A 16,516-nucleotide genomic window follows, 5' to 3' on the forward strand; every position below is an offset into this window, starting at 1 on the left:
GAATGTGATGCTCCGGGCCAGTCATGCTGCCCTCTTCCGGAAGGCGGCGGCGAAGAAGCCGTCGGTACCGTGCCGGTAGGGGGTCAGACGCAACCGATCCCCGGAACATATACGCTGTTCGGTTATACCCGACGGCCATGCTTCGGCCAGAGGCAAAGGCGTAAACTCCACGTGATGCTTTACAAACCAGTCGGCCTGTTCGTCGTTTTCCGCGGGAAGGATGGAACAGGTCGCATAGACCAGACGTCCGCCCGGCCGCACCAGTTTTGCGCCATCGGTCAGCAGGCCGCGCTGCCGCCGTAACACCTCGTCCAGACTGGCCGGATCGTAACGCCACCGCCCCTCCGGGTTACGCCGCCAGGTGCCGCTGCCTGAACACGGAACATCCAGCAGCACGCGATCCGCGCGGCCTTCATAGGTCTGCAACAGTTGCGGCAATGCATCGGCGTCGTGCACGACAATGTTACGGGCACCAGCGCGATCCAGCCGCGGCGACAGCCGCTCCAGCCGGCGCTGGTCGTTATCGGCGGCATGCACCTCGCCCTGGTTACGCATGCAGGCAGACAGCAGCAGCGTCTTGCCGCCGGCGCCGGCACAGAGGTCGATCACTGTTTCGTCAGCGCGCGCATCCACCAGCAAGCCGGCAAGCTGGGCCGCCTCGTCCTGCGGCTCGATCAGGCCGTCGCGATATAAAGAATTCATATCCAGGCGCACGCGCTCAGGGATACGGATGCCCAACGGCGACAGCGGCGTGGCGGCCGCGGCCACGCCATCGGCACGCAGCTGTTCCAGCACCACTTCGCGATTGCTCTTCAGCAGGTTGACGCGCAGATCAAGCGGCGCGCGGCCGTTCAGGGCCGCCAGTTCCATCTCGGTATCCGCACCGAAGCTGGCCTGCACCATCTCGGCAATCGCCGGCGGCAGGTTGGCCCGCGCCCAGAGCGGCGCATCCTCATCAGACGGCAGCTTCGACAGCGCGGCGCTCTCGGCTTCGTCCAGCGGCGGCGGGCCATAGCCACCCGCGGCACAAAGTTCTTTCCACACATGGAGCGGCGTCGCCGCATCGGCGAAGACCAGCAGGCGCGGAGTCAGCTCCGCACCGGCCTGTTCGATGCGCCAGCGCCGCATGCCCTGCTCGCGCAACACGGCATACACGGTTTCGGAAACCGCGCGACGATCTTTCGATCCGGCAAAACGGCTGCGCCGCTGCCAGTCGGTGACCACACGGTCGGCGGCAGCGGCGCGCTCCAGGATTTCGCTGATGATCTCGATGCTGGCGGCGAGCCGCGCCGCAGGTGTCATGTGAGCCTCAGCTCTCCTGCCGGTAGTTGGGTGCTTCGCGGGTAATCGCCACGTCATGGACATGGCTCTCGCGCAGACCGGCCGAGGTGATGCGGACAAAGCGGCAGTTGGTGCGCATGGCCTCCAGCGTGCCGTTGCCGGTGTAGCCCATGGCGGCGCGCAGGCCGCCGACCAGCTGGTGCAGGATGGCGCCGGCCTGGCCCTTATAGGCGACGCGGCCCTCGATGCCCTCGGGCACCAGCTTCAGCTTGTCGTTCACTTCCTGCTGGAAATAGCGGTCGGCCGAGCCGCGTCCCATGGCGCCGATCGAGCCCATGCCGCGATAGGATTTGTACGAGCGGCCCTGATAGAGGAACACCTCGCCCGGCGCTTCATCGGTGCCGGCCAGCAGCGACCCGATCATGCAGGCGCTGGCACCGGCAGCAATCGCCTTGGCCACGTCGCCCGAAAACTTGATGCCGCCATCGGCGATGATCGGCACGCCGGCCTTGCTTGCCACCGACACCGCATCGACAACAGCGGTGAGCTGCGGCACGCCGACGCCGGCGACGATGCGCGTGGTGCAGATCGAGCCCGGGCCGATGCCGACCTTCACGGCATCCACGCCGGCATCGATCAGCGCCTTGGTGCCATCCACGGTGGCGACGTTACCGCCGATCACCTGGGTGCGGTTCGACACCTTCTTGATCGCCATGATGGTCTCCAGCACGCGGCTGGAATGGCCATGCGCGGTATCGACGATGATGACATCGACGCCGCTGTTCATCAGTTCCTGGGCGCGCTCCAGGCCATCGGACCCGGTGGAAACGGCGGCGGCGCAGCGCAGACGGCCATGGTCGTCTTTCACGGCGTTGGGATGCAGGCGGGCCTTTTCGATATCCTTCACCGTGATCAGGCCGACGCAGCGATAGTCCTCGTCCACCACCAGCAGCTTCTCGATGCGATGCTGGTGCAGCAGCTTCTTGGCCTCGCCGCTCGACACGCCTTCGCGCACCGTGATCAGCGGGCTCTTGGTCATCAGCTCATGCACCGGCTGCTGCATGTTGCTGGCGAAGCGCACATCGCGGTTGGTCAGGATGCCGACCAGCTTGCCGCCATGGGTCTCGGTCACCGGAATGCCGTGGATGCCGTAACGCTCCATCAGCGCCAGCGCGTCGGCCAGGGTCTCGTTCGGGCGGATGGTCAGCGGATTGACCACCATGCCGGACTCGAACTTCTTCACGGCGGTGACTTCGCGGGCCTGCTCCTCGATGGTCAGGTTCTTGTGGATCACGCCCATGCCGCCGGCCTGCGCCATGGCGATGGCCATCTTGCTTTCGGTGACGGTGTCCATCGCCGCCGAGAGCAGCGGAATGCCCAGTTCGATGTCGCGGGTCAGCCGCGTGCGGGTGTCCACCTCGGTGGGCAGCACGCTGGATGCGGCCGGCTCCAGCAACACGTCATCGAAGGTATAGGCTTCACGGAACTGCATCTGGGGCTCCTTAACTCTGTTTTTTATTCTGTGTTTCGGCGGCGGCTTCGGCGGCGAAGTCACCAGCTGCGCGGTCTTCGCGCATCAGGTCGGGGTAATGGGTCAGCATGGCGTCGCGCCACTCGGTAAACGGCATGTCGGCATAACTACCGCGCTCGGCCACATATTCCATATGGCGGCGGTTGTCGGCGTCGAAGGGATGGAAGACGGAATCGCTTTCGCCATCGAATTCCAGCGGCAGCACGCGGAATTTCTCGCAAAGCGCCAGGTTGAAGGCCGGCGTCGCCTTCACCCACTTACCGCCCAGAAACAGCTCGGTATAGCCGTGGTAATAGAAGATATCGGTGCCCATCTGGGCGCGCAGGCGTTCGGTGGCCAGATGGTTCTTCACATCGGCCAGGCCCAGCCGCGCGGGAATGCCCTCGGCGCGGGCCGCCGCCGCCAGCAGGATCGCCTTGTTGACGCAGAAGCCATAGCCGCGCTCGATCACGCCGGAGGCGCGCATGCCGTCATGGCTGACTTCGACACGGTAGGGGTCGTAGGTGAAGCGGTCGCGTACCGCGTAATACAGCCGGATCGCCTTGGACTTGGCATCCGTCTCTTCCCCTACCGCTTCGCGCGCCAAGGCGCGCACGGCCGCATGATCGCTGTCGATGTAGGGGGTGGCGGCAAGGTATGCCGGGTCCACCGCGGGCTCGGACTGGTCCGGCGCGGTCATTCGCAAGGCGGCTCCTGATTGGGAGTGAAGTATCCTTGCGGGGCAGGATATAGACCGTCTTACCAGCCCGGTCCAGCCTCAAGAAAGGCAGGAATTCAGGGCATTTAGCCGCGAAAACCGGTGGCGATGACGTAAGACTCCGCCGAATCCGACCGGCTGGCCGGCGGTTTGACATGCCGGACGGTGCGGAAATCCCGCTTCATCGTGGCCAGCAGCTCGTTCTCGGTGCCGCCGCGCAGCACCTTGGCCAGGAAGGCGCCGCCCGGATTCAGCACCCGGAGGGCGAAATCCAGCGCCACCTCGCACAGCGCCATGATGCGGATATGGTCGGTCTGGCGGTGACCGGTGGCCGGCGCGGCCATGTCGGAGAGCACGATGTCCGCCTTGCCGCCCAGAGCATTGATCACGGCCTGCTCGGCCTCTTCGGCCAAGAAGTCCTGCAGCAGCAGCGATGCGCCCGGGATCGGATCGACCGGATTGATGTCGACGCCCAGCACGAAGCCGCCCCCCTTGCCCGGGGTCTTGTCCTGCGACTTCACCCGCTTGACCGCAACTTGAGTCCAGCCGCCAGGGGCTGCGCCCAGATCGAGCACGCGCATGCCGGGCTTGAGCAGTTTGTACTTGTCGTCCAGCTCGATTAGCTTGAAGGCGGCGCGACTGCGCCAGCCGCCCATCTTGGCAGCAGCAACGTAAGGGTCGTTGAGCTGGCGCAGCAGCCACTTCGCCTGACCGACACTGCGGCCACGCGCGGTTTTGACTTTGACCTTGGGGCCGGCTTTACGCGGCGGCATGACTATCTCCTGCGCCGCTGGCGCATCAGTTCGACCAACACGCCCTCGCGCACGCCGCGATCGGCAACGCGCAGGCGCGTGGTGGGCCAGAACTTGTACAGCGCTTCCAGAATGGCGCAACCCGCCACCACCAGATCGGCACGCTCTTCGCCGATGCAGGGGTACAACGCGCGCTCGGGCACAGTCTGCGAGGCCAGCAGCCGCGACTGTTCGATCACCTTGGTGTAGTCGAGCCAAGTGCCATCGACCAGCCGGCGCTCGTAACGCGGCAGGTTGAGCAGCAGGCCGGCCAGTGTGGTCACCGTGCCCGAGGTGCCCAGCACCTGCACCTGATTGATCTCGAGCTGCTGCGACAGTGAATGCTTGTCCTCGAACGGCTGCAGCGCCGCCGCCACCGTATCGATCATCTGCTGGTAGCTGCCGCTGGTGCTGTCGCCGGCGCCGAAACGTTCGGTCAGGTTGACCACGCCAAACGGCAGCGAAATCCAGTCGATCACCTCGGTGCGGCCACCGCCCAGCAGGCGCGCCCAGAGAATTTCCGTCGATCCGCCGCCGATATCAAAGACGATGGCCTGGCGATGCGGCGGCTCCAACAGCGGCGCGCAGCCAGCGAGCGCCAGCCGGGCTTCCTCCTGGCTGGAAATGATGTCCAGCTTGATCCCGGTGGCGCTCTGCACCTCGTGCAGGAACTCCACGCCATTGCCGGCGCGGCGGCAGGCCTCGGTCGCCACCGCGCGAGCGAAATCGACATTGCGACGCGCCATCTTTTCGGAACAGATCTTCAGCGCCTCGATGGTGCGCGCCATGGCGGCATCTGACAGACGGCCGGTCAGGCTCAGGCCCTCGCCCAACCGCACGATGCGCGAGAAGGCTTCAATGACACGGAACCCATCGCGCATCGGGCGCGCGATCAGCAGCCGGCAATTGTTGGTACCGAGATCAATGGCAGCAAAGGTCGGCGGCGCGCCCCGAGCCGGGGCCGCACCGGAGGCACCCTGCCGTGCAACGGGGGCATCTATGGTCACGCGGCCGGGGTCCTGGACGCCGATATTGCGCTGAACGTGGTCGCGCCGAATGTGGTCAAACCGATCATGCCGCCAGTGTAGCGCGCCGGAGGCCTCCCGTTAAGGGATGGCCTGCCGGCCTTCTGGGCGCTTCAGTTGGTCTTCTGGCGGCCTTCACGCGGCAGGGCAAAAACCTGGCCCGGATAGATCATGTCCGGGTCGATGATGCTGCCCTGATTGGCGCGGTAGATTTCGGTGTAGAGCGGCCCCTGGCCATAAACCTGGCGGGCAATGCGCCACAGGCTGTTGCCGGGCTGGACCACCACGCTGCTGCCGTCGGCATTGAGCTGGATGTCCTCGGGCCGGGCCCGGCTGAACGGCAGCTCCAGACGGGACGCGACCTTGCCACCGGCCTGTTCGACCTGGTCGACGCGCAGCGAATAGATGCCCGGATCGACCTGCTTGTCGGGCTTCAGCAACCAGCGGCCCTTGTCATCGGCGGTGGCGACGCCAATCGGCTCGTTGTTCAGATAGATCTGCACGGTCGACCCGACCTGCGCGCGGCCCGACAGGATCAGGTTGCCGGCCTGGTCATATTCGATGGCATCCAGCGACAGGCCCTTGCGCGCCGGATCGATGGCGCCGTCCGGACGCTGCAGCAGGCGGCTCGCGCCCTTCAGCGGCGTCAGCACGGCAATCGCCTGTTCGCCGCCCTCGCCCGGCTGGCACTCCGGCACCACGGCGACGACGTTGGCTTCGGCCTTGATCGGCTCCTGCCCCTGCATCTGCGATTCAAGCGTGAATTCCTGGTTGCCGCGCTCCAGCGGCAGGTCGGGCACCAGCACCCAGTCGCCGCGCGTATCGGCGGTGACGCGGCCCAGCTCGCGCTGGCCGGTCTTGACCACCACGACCGAGCCGGCCATGGCGCGGCCAGCGAACACAGACGTGCAGTTGCGGCTGATGCGGACCACATCGAAGCTGGGGGGTGCCTTGGCTACGCTGTCAGGCGACGGCGCCTGCGGGGCCGATGGAACCGGCGGCGGTGCAGGAATGTTGGCCTGCGGAGTCATGCCGCGCTTGTTGGGATCGGCGCCGAAGAAAATCACCGCCAGGATGCCCAGGACAGCAACGCCGAGAAGGATGAAGAAGAACCGACTGCCCCGCACTCGAATATCCCGGCTGGCTAAATTGTGAATTCCGCGTGAGATTAAGTCCTCGTCAGAGGACCCGCAACTCCTCTAACTTAGATAAGGTTTGCAAATCCTTACCGATATTCCATCGCTTCACGCGGCAGCACCCATGACAACAGAAACGACCGTCCCCGCCTCCGGTTCACCCCAGAATAGCACGATCCGGGTCTGGGACCTGCCCACCCGGGTGTTCCACTGGAGCCTGGTTGCGCTGGTGATCGCCATGGTCTGGACCGGCTGGCAGGGCAAACTGGAGCTGCACATGATCCTGGGCCAGATCGTGCTGGCGCTGGTTCTGTTCCGACTGGTCTGGGGCTTTACCGGCAACCGCTATGCCCGCTTCACCGACTTTGTCGCCGGCCCGATGGCCGGCCTGCGCTACCTGGGCACGCTGTTCGGTCGTCCCGGCCCGAAATACATCGGCCACAACCCGGTCGGCGGCTATGCCGTGCTGGCCATGCTGGCGCTGCTCGCGCTGCAGGCGGCGACCGGCCTGTTTACCAGCGACGACATCTTCAGCGAGGGCCCGCTGTATTCAAAGGTTGCGAGCAGCACCAGCGCGCTGCTGAGCACCATCCACCGCAAGGCAATCTGGCTGCTGCTGGCGGTGATCGCCGTCCATCTGCTGTCGACGGTCTTCTACCTGACCATCAAGAAAGAGAATCTGGTCACCCCGATGGTGACAGGCACAAAGCCGGGTGCGCCCGCTGCCGACGCACCCGGCGGCCATCCGCTGCTGGGTCTGGTGCTGTTCGGCCTCTGCCTCGCCATCGTCTTCGGCGGCATCACGCTCCTGAAATAAAAAAGGCGCAGTCAATGACTGCGCCTTTTCCCTGAACCGGATCAGTCCGGATCAATCGTTGCGGAAGGCCTTGTGGCAGGTACCGCAGGAGGCGCCCATCGCGCCGAAGGCAGCCTTCACGGCATCCATGTTGCCGCTCTTGGCGGCCGTCGCCACGGCGGTCGCCTTGGCTTCGGTATCCTTCATGTAGCCTTCGAACTCGGCCCACTTGGTCCAGATTTCCGGCTTGGCCTTGGTGTCGCCCTTGTCGGAACCGGCCGGGAAGTGCTGGAGCTGCTTGCCCGCCTGCGCCGCGATGGCTTCGGCCGGCGCGACAGCCGCCGCGGCCGGACCGTTCTCGTCGACCACCTTCTTGATGGCGCCTGCCGAAACACGGAAGACCTGGAAGCCATCCTTGCGGGCCTTGATCGCATCCGCCTGGGCGTAGGCATAGCCACCGGCCGACACCACTGCGAGACCGAGCGCTGCCGCCAGGATCGCCTTATGCCACATTGCCATTTGTATTCCCCTCGTTTGAAACCCGTCTGCTGTCCGGGCACACCATCTATACCCGGTTCGCGCCTCAGGAACGACAACCCCTTAAACCCTCACGAAAAATTTAGCCCAGGCCTCCCGCATGCGCTCACTATGCGGAAACCATCCCGGAAACAGGGGCTTTTCCACTGGCTTCCGGAGGCGGAATGGGCTACCCATCCCCACCTTCAAAAGCCCCCCTTTTCAGTGTCCCGGATTATTCCATGACCATCCGCTCCGTCTGCGTTTATTGCGGCTCCAGCCTTGGTGAGAGCAACGTCTACACGGCCCAGGCCCAGATCCTCGGCCGGCGTCTGGCTGAAAATGGCATTCGCCTGGTTTACGGCGGCGGCCGCATCGGCCTGATGGGCGTGGTGGCCGATGCCGTGATGAAGGCCGGCGGCGAAGTGGTCGGCATCATCCCCAACCATCTGCACGACTGGGAAGTCGGCCATACCGGCCTGACCGAACTGCATGTGGTCGACAGCATGCACACCCGCAAGAAGATGATGGTGGAAATGTCGGATGCCTTCATCGCCCTGCCCGGTGGGCTGGGCACGCTGGACGAATTCTTCGAGGTGATCACCTGGCGGCAGCTCAAGCTGCATGACAAGCCGGTGCTGGTGCTCAACACCGAGGACTACTGGCATCCGCTGATGGCCCTGATCGAAACCGTCATCGAGCGCGGTTTCGCCCGCCGCACTGCCACCACGCTGTATACCGTGGTGGACGACGCCGAGGCGGTGATCACCGCCCTGCTGGCCGAACCGGCGCCCGAGCACGCGACCCGCACCAGCAAGATCTGAGGCTTTCCGGCTGTCATCCGGCCGGTGGGTAACCGGCTGGCCGGATTTGACCTTTTCTCGCCCCGCCTAGAGTTTAAATCCACCCGGCCGCGCGCCTCCCGGCCCTTTGCCGGGCCGGCCGGCTTTGCTAGGGTCCGGGCCATTACACACATTCTGTAAACCGTGACTGTGGAGGGGCCCTTTAATGGCAAAGATCAAGGTCAAGAATCCGGTCGTCGAGCTCGACGGCGACGAGATGACCCGCATCATCTGGAAGTTCATCAAGGAAAAGCTGATCCTGCCGTACCTGGATGTGGACCTGCTCTACTATGATCTCGGCGTCGAATACCGCGACCAGACCAACGATCAGGTCACCATCGACTCTGCCCATGCGATCCTGAAGCACGGCGTCGGCGTCAAGTGCGCAACCATCACGCCGGACGAGCAGCGCGTGACCGAGTTCAAGCTGAAGGAAATGTGGAAGTCGCCCAACGGCACCATCCGCAACATCCTCGGCGGCACGATCTTCCGCGAGCCGATCATCTGCAAGAACGTGCCGCGCCTGGTGCCGCACTGGAACGATCCGATCGTTGTCGGCCGTCATGCCTTCGGCGACCAGTATCGCGCCACCGACTTCCGCTTCCCCGGCAAGGGCAAGCTGTCGGTCAAGTTCGTCGGCGAGGACGGCACCGTCATCGAGAAGGACGTGTTCAGCGCCCCCAGCTCGGGCGTGGCCATGGCCATGTACAACCTGGATGACTCGATCCGCGATTTCGCCCGCGCCAGCATGAACTACTCGCTGGTCCGCGGCTGGCCGCTGTACCTGTCGACCAAGAACACGATCCTCAAGGCCTATGACGGCCGCTTCAAGGACCTGTTCGAAGAGACCTACGAGAAAGAGTTCGCGGCCAAGTTCAAGGCCGCCGGCATCACCTACGAACACCGCCTGATCGACGACATGGTGGCTTGCGCCATCAAGTGGTCGGGCAAGTTCGTCTGGGCCTGCAAGAACTACGACGGCGACGTGCAGTCCGACGTGGTGGCGCAGGGCTTCGGCTCGCTCGGTCTGATGACCAGCGTGCTGATGACCCCGGATGGCAAGGTGGTGGAAGCCGAAGCCGCCCATGGCACGGTGACGCGTCACTATCGCGAACACCAGGCCGGTCGTGAGACCTCGACCAATCCGATCGCCTCGATCTTCGCCTGGACGCGCGGCCTGATGCATCGCGCCAAGCTGGACAGCAACGCCGATCTGGACAAGTTCGCCCACACGCTGGAGAAGGTTTGCATCTCCACCGTGGAAGCCGGCTTCATGACCAAGGATCTGGCGATGCTGGTGTCGAAGGATCAGCCCTGGCTGACCACCCAGAAGTTCCTGGACAAGATCGACGAGAACCTGAAGAAGGCGCTGGCTTAAGCCTTCGTCTTTTTCCCGACGACACGACGGCGGGTGGCCTTTGGCTTCCCGCCGTTTTTCTTTTCAAGGCCGGCGAGCATGCCGCGCAGGCCTGCTATGCCGTCGCCCACCACGTCGAAAAAGGCACGGACGCGCGCCGTGCGGCGCAGGTCGGCATGGGTGACGATCCATAATTCGCGATCCAGCGCGGGTATGGGACCAGGCGCCAGGCGAACAAGATCGGGCTCGGGATCTCCGAGATAGCAAGGCAGCACAGCAACGCCGATGCCGGCCTTTGCGGCGACGAGCTGGTTGATCAGGCTGCTGGTGCGGTAAACGATGCTGTCATCGGCATTGTGCTTCTGCAGCCATTCGGCGGTATTGATACCCGTCACGCCGGCTTCCCAGCCAATCAGCGGATAGCGGTCGAGGCGCAGGTCACGCAGAGGCGGCAGTTTTGCGGCAAGCCGGCGTTCGGCATAGACTGACCAGGCGATATCGGCCAGCTTGCGGCCATAGAGATCGCCTTCGCGCGGACGCATGACCCGCAAGGCAATATCAGCCTCACGCCGCGACAGGCTGAGCACGCGATTATCGATCACCAGTTCTACCGTGATGCCGGGATGGGCTTCACGAAAACGCGCGATCTGCCCGGTCAGGACCCGGAAAGCCAGCGTCTCTGATGCGGTGACCCGCAGGCGGCCGGTCAGGCGGTGATCGCGGCCGGCAATCTCGCGGTCCAGCGCAGCCGCCTCGGTCTCGATCCGCTCGGCTGCCGTCGTCATGCGCTCGCCGGCCACGGTCGGTGCATAAATCCCGCCTGGCAGGCGCTCGAACAGACGCACGCCGGCGGCGTCTTCCAGCGCGTTGAGCCGGCGGAATGCCGTTGAATGATTGATCTTCAGCACGGCCGCCGCACCGGTCAGCGTGGTTGCACGGCTGATCGCCAGCACGAGGCGCAGGTCATTCCAATCGTCCATGCCGCAGGATAGTCACTGTTTGCATTTTTGCAAGCCTGACTTCTGGAAGTGCTGATGGATTTGCAAGGTGGTGGACAATAGCTTGGCGCCATCCCCCCTGCCCTGGAGATTCCGATGACCGATTTCACCTCTTCCGCCGCCCGCGAGTACGGCATTACGCTGCTACGCATCGCCCTGGGCATCATGTTCCTGGCCCACGGCCTGCTGCTGAAGGTGTTCGTCTTCGGCATGGCCGGCACTGCGGCCTTCTTCGAAAGCATCGGCTTTCCTGCCTGGCTCGCCTATGCCACCGTGACGGCCGAAACCCTGGGCGGCGTGCTGCTGCTCGCTGGCATCCAGACCCGGCTGGCAGCCCTGGCGCTGACCCCGATCCTGGTCGGCGCCTGGTATGTCCATGCCGGCAACGGCTGGGTTTTCTCGGCGGTGAATGGCGGCTGGGAATATCCGGCTTACCTGCTCGTCCTCTGCATCGCGCAAGCCTTGCTCGGCAGCGGCACGCTGACTGTTCGCAGCATCCGGACAGCCTGAGGAAGCACGCCATGCCACAGCTGGAACTGGTCAGCCATGCGCTCTGCCCCTATGTGCAGCGCGCCGTCATTGCACTGACGGAGAAGCGGGCCGCCTTCACCCGCACGGTCATCGACCTTGCCGACAAGCCGGACTGGTTCAGAGCAATCTCGCCGCTTGGCAAGGTGCCGCTGCTGCGGGTCAATGATGCGGTGCTGTTCGAGTCCGCCGCGATCTGCGACTACCTTGACGAGACGCTGGGACCGAGCCTGCATCCGGCAGACCCAATCGTGCGGGCGCAGCATCGCGCCTGGATCGAGTTCGCATCCACACTGCTCAACGATATCGGTGGGCTTTACTCGGCCGCGGACGAGCCGGCTTTCGACACGAAGAGCCGCGCGATCGAGGAAAAATTCCAGCGGCTGGAAACCGAGCTCGGCCGGCAGGGCGGGCCGTATTTCTCCGGCGCGGCCTTCTCGCTGGTCGACGCCGCCTTCGGTCCGGCTTTCCGCTACTTCGATGTCTTCGAGCGCTTCATCGACCTTGGCGTCTTCGCCGACAAGCCGCGCTTACGTGCCTGGCGACGGGCTTTGGCCGAACGGCCGAGCGTGGCAAATGCCGTGGCATCCGACTACCCGACCCGGCTGGACGCCTTCCTGCGGGCGCGCAACTCGCACATGTCGCGGCTGATGCCGACGACCGCTTAAGCCGCCTTGCTGATCTCGGCTGCGATGGCGTCCAGCGCCTTCTCGGCGCCAGCGGCATCGGCGCCGCCGCCCTGCGCGAAGTCAGGCCGGCCGCCACCGCCCTGGCCACCGATCAGCGGCGTGGCGATCTTCACCAGATCGGCGGCATTGATCTTGGCCGTAAGGTCGGCGCTGACGCCCACCACCACCGAGACCTTGCCGTCGGCGACCGAGGTCAGCGCGACGACGCCGGAACCGATTTCCTTCTTCATCGCATCGACCATGCCGCGCAGATCCTTGGCCGGCACGCCATCGAGCGAGCGGGCGGCGAATTTCACGCCGTTGAGGTCCTTCACCTGCGGGCCGCCGCTGCCGCCACCGGTGGCAAGCTGCTTGCGCAGTTCGGACAACTCGCGCTCCAGCTTGCGCTTCTCATCCAGTAGCGCGGTCAGACGCTGCGGTACGTCCCTGGGCTGTGCCTTCAGCGCATCGGCGGCTGCCTGCAGGGTGCTTTCCTGTTCGGCGAAATAGCTGCGCGCGGCTTCACCGGTCAGCGCCTCGATACGGCGCACACCAGCCGCCACCGCGGCTTCGTTGATGATCTTGAACAGGCCGATATCGCCGGTGCGCTTCACATGCGTGCCGCCGCAGAGCTCGGTCGAGTAATCCTTGCCGTCGTCCAGCTTGCCCATCGAGAGCACGCGCACTTCATCGCCGTACTTCTCGCCGAACAGCGCCATGGCTCCGGCGGCAATCGCCTCGTCCGGCGTCATCAGACGCGTGGTCACCGCGTCATTCTGGCGGATCATGCCGTTGACCTCGGCCTCGACGGTCGAGACTTCCTCGGCGCTCAGCGACTTCGGGTGGCTGATGTCGAAGCGGAAACGATCCGGCGCAACCAGCGAGCCCTTCTGGGTGACATGGTCACCCAGCTTGCGGCGCAATGCTGCATGCAGCAGATGCGTGGCGGAATGGTTCGACGCAATGGCGCCACGGCGCGTGGCATCCACGGTGAGGATCGCCATGTCGCCGACCTTCACGGTGCCTTCAACCACCTTGCCCTGATGGGCATGCAGCAGGCCGAGCTTCTTCTGCGTGTCAGCCACCTGCACCTTGGCGCCGCCGGCCGTCACGATGATGCCGGCATCGCCCATCTGGCCGCCGGACTCGCCATAGAACGGCGTCTGGTTCAGCACAATGGCGACATCAGTGCCGGCCTTCGCTTCATCGGCCGGCTGGCCGTTGACGACGATGGCGTCGATGCGACCTTCAGCCGACTGGGTGTCGTAACCGAGGAATTCGGTCGCGCCCTTGTCTTCCTTGATCTCAAACCAGACCTTCTCGGTCGCGGCTTCGCCCGAACCGGCCCAGGCCTTGCGGGCCTCGGCCTTCTGCGCGGCCATCGCGGTCTGGAAACCATCGGTATCAACAGTGATGCCGCGCGGACGCAGCGCGTCCTGGGTCAGATCGAGCGGGAAGCCGAAGGTGTCGTAAAGCTTGAAGGCGGTCTCGCCCGCCAACACGCCGCCCTTCGACATGGTCGCCGTCGCTTCATCGAGCAGCTTGAGGCCGCGATCCAGCGTCTGCTTGAAGCGGGTTTCCTCCAGCTTCAGCGTCTCGGCGATCAGCGCCTCGGCGCGGCCGAGTTCGGGATAGGCGCGGCCCATCTCGCCCACCAGCGCGGGCACCAGCTGGTGCATCAGCGGTTCCTTGCAGCCCATCAGCTGGGCATGGCGCATGGCGCGGCGCATGATGCGGCGGAGCACGTAACCGCGGCCCTCGTTCGACGGCAGCACGCCATCGGCGATCAGGAAGCAGGACGAGCGCAGGTGATCGGCGACCACGCGGTGGCTGATCTTGTGCTCGCCATCCGGATCGGTATGCGACGCATCGGCCGAAGCCTCGATCAGCGCCCGCATCAGGTCGATGTCGTAATTGTCGTGCTTGCCCTGCATCACGGCGGTGATGCGCTCCAGGCCCATGCCGGTGTCGATGGAGGGCTTGGGCAGCGAGATGCGCTGCTCCTTCGTCACCTGCTCGAACTGCATGAAGACGAGATTCCATATCTCGATATAGCGGTCGCCATCGGCATCCGGGGTGCCCGGCGGACCGCCGAAGACCTTGTCGCCGTGGTCGTAGAAGATTTCCGAGCAGGGACCGCAGGGGCCGGTATCGCCCATGGCCCAGAAGTTATCCGACGTGGCGATGCGCACGATGCGGCTTTCCGGCACACCGATCTTCTTCCAGATGTCAAAAGCCTGGTCGTCGTCGTGATAGACGGTGACCCAGAGCTTTTCCTTCGGCAGGCCGTATTCGCCGGTGATCAGGTTCCAGGCGAGCGGGATCGCGTCATCCTTGAAGTAATCGCCGAACGAGAAGTTGCCGAGCATCTCGAAGAAGGTGTGATGCCGGGCGGTATAGCCCACGTTGTCGAGGTCGTTATGCTTGCCGCCGGCGCGCACGCATTTCTGCGAGGTGGTGGCGCGGGTATAGGGGCGCTTTTCCTGGCCGGTGAAGACATTCTTGAACTGTACCATGCCCGCGTTGGTGAACATCAGCGTCGGGTCATTGCGCGGCACCAGCGGCGAGGAATCGACTACGCTGTGCCCGTTCTTGGCAAAGTAGTCGAGGAAGCCCTGACGGACATCGCTGGCGGAACTCATGGTCTTCATACCCCTGGTCGGCGGCGCTCCGGGGCATCCGGATCGCCATAAAAAGCTGGCCCGATTGTCATGAGCCGGACCGGGTCCGGCAAGAGACCTGTCTTAACTTCCCGCCCTGCCCCTGTCCAGCCAAGGACAGCCCGGTTAAGTCCCTGACCGGATAGGGAATTGACCGCAAGCCCAGCGGCTTTCCTTGCCGCCTTATTCGTCCTTATCGGATGCTTATCCGTCGTTATTCGCCCCTTATCCATCCTTATTCGATGCTTATTCGCGCTTATTTGGGGCTTATCCGTCTTTAGCGCAACTCTAAGCCATTGATCTAAAAAGGTTTAGCCTCAACCAGCATGTAGGGCGCCGGCCGCCCGGTTCAAGCCGGACATCGCACTGCCTCCCAGACAAAAAGAAACCCCGGCAGCGAGGTCCGCTGCCGGGGTTTTGCCCATGGAGGAGAATAACTCAGGCGCCGTGGTTTACCGGCGTTGAGCGGGGGCGAAACTTATTCTGCGTCTTCGGTCTCCGCGGCGCTGTCAGCACCCGCGTCGATGGCAGCCGCCACCAGACCGGTATTGGCCTTGATCGCGGCTTCAATGCGCGCTGCGACCTCGGGGTTTTCCTTGAGGAACTGGCGGGCGGACTCACGGCCCTGGCCGATGCGCTGGCTGTCGAAGGAGAGCCACGAGCCCGACTTCTCGACCACATTGGCCTTCACGCCCAGATCGATCAGTTCGCCGGTCTTGGAGACGCCCTCGCCATACATGATGTCGAAGTCGACCACCTTGAACGGGGGCGCAACCTTGTTCTTCACCACCTTCACGCGGGTCTGGTTGCCCACGACCTCGTCGCGCACCTTGATCGCACCGATGCGGCGGATGTCGAGGCGGACGGAAGCGTAGAACTTCAGCGCGTTGCCGCCGGTGGTGGTTTCCGGGCTGCCGAACATCACGCCGATCTTCATGCGGATCTGGTTGATGAAGATGACCATGCAATTCGACTTGGAAATCGAGGCGGTCAGCTTGCGCAGCGCCTGGCTCATCAGGCGGGCCTGCAGGCCGACATGGGTGTCGCCCATCTCGCCTTCCAGTTCGGCCTGCGGCACGAGGGCGGCGACCGAGTCGATGACCAGCACGTCGATGGCGCCCGAACGCACCAGGGTGTCGGCGATTTCGAGCGCCTGCTCACCGGTGTCGGGCTGCGAGATCAGCAGCTCTTCGATATTGACGCCCAGCTTGCGGGCATAGGACGGGTCGAGCGCATGCTCGGCGTCGACGAAGGCGCAGGTGCCGCCCTTCTTCTGGGCCTCAGCCACAACGTGGAGAGCGATGGTGGTCTTGCCCGAGCTTTCCGGACCGTAGACCTCGATGATGCGGCCCTTGGGCAGGCCACCGATGCCAAGCGCGATGTCCAGGCCCAGCGAACCGGTGGAGATCGATTCGATCTCCATGCTCTGGCGCTGGCCGAGCTTCATCACCGAGCCCTTGCCGAAATTGCGCTCGATCTGCGAGAGCGCAGCTTCCAGAGCCTTACCCTTATCCATGTTCTCTTTTTCCACGACGCGAAGTGAGGGGGACGACATTCGGGGGCATCCTTTCATGGGGGGTGGTGAATTGCAATTATACGCCTTCTTGACCCCATATGTTCTCATATCGTTGCTGTTGTCCAGCAAAAAATGCAGCGCCCCGTATGTCCATGATTTTGCTGGTATATTCTA

The 16,516-nt window shown here is 64.2% G+C and carries 15 protein-coding genes; 5 read left to right on the forward strand and 10 right to left on the reverse strand.

Annotation, left to right across the window (positions count from 1 at the left end):
- Positions 1-21: 21 nt before the first annotated feature.
- From AC1RRE_RS12880 to AC1RRE_RS12905, 6 genes are all read right to left on the reverse strand, one after another.
- Positions 22-1,302, reverse strand: a complete 1,281-nt coding sequence (locus AC1RRE_RS12880) for an RsmB/NOP family class I SAM-dependent RNA methyltransferase (protein ID WP_492981586.1) — start codon at positions 1,300-1,302, stop codon at positions 22-24.
- Between the two features lie 7 nt (positions 1,303-1,309).
- Entirely contained in the window at positions 1,310-2,773 is a 1,464-nt protein-coding gene (guaB, locus tag AC1RRE_RS12885; protein WP_492981587.1) for an IMP dehydrogenase, read from the reverse strand.
- Between the two features lie 10 nt (positions 2,774-2,783).
- Entirely contained in the window at positions 2,784-3,491 is a 708-nt protein-coding gene (locus AC1RRE_RS12890; protein WP_492981588.1) for a transglutaminase-like domain-containing protein, read from the reverse strand.
- A gap of 104 nt (positions 3,492-3,595) precedes the next feature.
- A complete protein-coding gene (locus tag AC1RRE_RS12895) occupies positions 3,596-4,282 on the reverse strand; it encodes an RlmE family RNA methyltransferase (protein ID WP_492981589.1) in 687 nt (228 codons plus the stop codon).
- 2 nt (positions 4,283-4,284) lie between these two features.
- Complete coding sequence (locus tag AC1RRE_RS12900) at positions 4,285-5,307, reverse strand: Ppx/GppA phosphatase family protein (protein ID WP_492981590.1); 1,023 nt, start codon at positions 5,305-5,307, stop codon at positions 4,285-4,287.
- Positions 5,308-5,438: 131 nt separating this feature from the next.
- Positions 5,439-6,452: a LysM peptidoglycan-binding domain-containing protein gene (locus AC1RRE_RS12905; protein ID WP_492981591.1), complete on the reverse strand. Its 1,014-nt coding sequence runs from the start codon at positions 6,450-6,452 to the stop codon at positions 5,439-5,441.
- Positions 6,453-6,585: 133 nt separating this feature from the next.
- Between AC1RRE_RS12905 and AC1RRE_RS12910 the strand changes: the two genes are divergently transcribed.
- Complete coding sequence (locus tag AC1RRE_RS12910; RefSeq protein ID WP_492981592.1) at positions 6,586-7,278, forward strand: cytochrome b/b6 domain-containing protein; 693 nt, start codon at positions 6,586-6,588, stop codon at positions 7,276-7,278.
- 51 nt (positions 7,279-7,329) lie between these two features.
- Here the strand turns inward: AC1RRE_RS12910 and AC1RRE_RS12915 are convergent, their stop codons facing one another.
- Positions 7,330-7,776, reverse strand: a complete 447-nt coding sequence (locus AC1RRE_RS12915) for a c-type cytochrome (protein ID WP_492981593.1) — start codon at positions 7,774-7,776, stop codon at positions 7,330-7,332.
- A 239-nt stretch (positions 7,777-8,015) separates the two neighbouring features.
- Between AC1RRE_RS12915 and AC1RRE_RS12920 the strand changes: the two genes are divergently transcribed.
- Both AC1RRE_RS12920 and AC1RRE_RS12925 read left to right on the forward strand, forming a co-directional pair.
- Positions 8,016-8,597 carry an LOG family protein gene (locus AC1RRE_RS12920; protein ID WP_492981594.1) on the forward strand — a complete coding sequence of 194 codons (582 nt, stop codon included), beginning with the start codon at positions 8,016-8,018 and terminating at the stop codon, positions 8,595-8,597.
- 184 nt (positions 8,598-8,781) lie between these two features.
- The gene (locus tag AC1RRE_RS12925; RefSeq protein WP_492981595.1) at positions 8,782-9,993 is read left to right on the forward strand and encodes an NADP-dependent isocitrate dehydrogenase; all 1,212 of its coding nucleotides are present in this window, start codon (positions 8,782-8,784) and stop codon (positions 9,991-9,993) included.
- Here the strand turns inward: AC1RRE_RS12925 and AC1RRE_RS12930 are convergent.
- Positions 9,990-10,952, reverse strand: coding sequence for a LysR family transcriptional regulator (locus AC1RRE_RS12930; protein ID WP_492981596.1), 963 nt, complete (start codon positions 10,950-10,952; stop codon positions 9,990-9,992). The two genes, AC1RRE_RS12925 and AC1RRE_RS12930, sit on opposite strands and share 4 nt — an antisense overlap.
- 114 nt (positions 10,953-11,066) lie before the next feature.
- Here AC1RRE_RS12930 and AC1RRE_RS12935 point away from each other — a divergent pair, with 114 nt between their 5' ends.
- Positions 11,067-11,480 (forward strand): DoxX family protein, encoded by a 414-nt coding sequence (locus AC1RRE_RS12935; protein WP_492981597.1) that lies wholly within the window; start codon positions 11,067-11,069, stop codon positions 11,478-11,480.
- A gap of 11 nt (positions 11,481-11,491) precedes the next feature.
- Entirely contained in the window at positions 11,492-12,166 is a 675-nt protein-coding gene (locus tag AC1RRE_RS12940) for a glutathione S-transferase family protein (RefSeq protein ID WP_492981598.1), read from the forward strand.
- Here AC1RRE_RS12940 and alaS read toward each other — a convergent pair.
- Positions 12,163-14,808: an alanine--tRNA ligase gene (alaS, locus tag AC1RRE_RS12945; RefSeq protein WP_492981599.1), complete on the reverse strand. Its 2,646-nt coding sequence runs from the start codon at positions 14,806-14,808 to the stop codon at positions 12,163-12,165. The genes AC1RRE_RS12940 and alaS overlap by 4 nt on opposite strands.
- A 496-nt stretch (positions 14,809-15,304) precedes the next feature.
- Positions 15,305-16,381: a recombinase RecA gene (recA, locus tag AC1RRE_RS12950; protein ID WP_492981600.1), complete on the reverse strand. Its 1,077-nt coding sequence runs from the start codon at positions 16,379-16,381 to the stop codon at positions 15,305-15,307.
- Positions 16,382-16,516 lie beyond the last annotated feature (135 nt).

The sequence above is a fragment of the Ferrovibrio sp. GW821-FHT12D07 genome, assembly GCF_058807275.1.

Coding starts and splice junctions, on each gene's coding strand:
- AC1RRE_RS12880 (WP_492981586.1), bottom strand. CDS start 1,302: ATGACACCTGCGGCGCGGCTCGCCGCCAGCATCGAGATCATCAGCGAA.
- guaB (WP_492981587.1), bottom strand. CDS start 2,773: ATGCAGTTCCGTGAAGCCTATACCTTCGATGACGTGTTGCTGGAGCCG.
- AC1RRE_RS12890 (WP_492981588.1), bottom strand. CDS start 3,491: ATGACCGCGCCGGACCAGTCCGAGCCCGCGGTGGACCCGGCATACCTT.
- AC1RRE_RS12895 (WP_492981589.1), bottom strand. CDS start 4,282: ATGCCGCCGCGTAAAGCCGGCCCCAAGGTCAAAGTCAAAACCGCGCGT.
- AC1RRE_RS12910 (WP_492981592.1), top strand. CDS start 6,586: ATGACAACAGAAACGACCGTCCCCGCCTCCGGTTCACCCCAGAATAGC.
- AC1RRE_RS12915 (WP_492981593.1), bottom strand. CDS start 7,776: ATGGCAATGTGGCATAAGGCGATCCTGGCGGCAGCGCTCGGTCTCGCA.
- AC1RRE_RS12920 (WP_492981594.1), top strand. CDS start 8,016: ATGACCATCCGCTCCGTCTGCGTTTATTGCGGCTCCAGCCTTGGTGAG.
- AC1RRE_RS12925 (WP_492981595.1), top strand. CDS start 8,782: ATGGCAAAGATCAAGGTCAAGAATCCGGTCGTCGAGCTCGACGGCGAC.
- AC1RRE_RS12930 (WP_492981596.1), bottom strand. CDS start 10,952: ATGGACGATTGGAATGACCTGCGCCTCGTGCTGGCGATCAGCCGTGCA.
- AC1RRE_RS12935 (WP_492981597.1), top strand. CDS start 11,067: ATGACCGATTTCACCTCTTCCGCCGCCCGCGAGTACGGCATTACGCTG.
- AC1RRE_RS12940 (WP_492981598.1), top strand. CDS start 11,492: ATGCCACAGCTGGAACTGGTCAGCCATGCGCTCTGCCCCTATGTGCAG.
- alaS (WP_492981599.1), bottom strand. CDS start 14,808: ATGAGTTCCGCCAGCGATGTCCGTCAGGGCTTCCTCGACTACTTTGCC.
- recA (WP_492981600.1), bottom strand. CDS start 16,381: ATGTCGTCCCCCTCACTTCGCGTCGTGGAAAAAGAGAACATGGATAAG.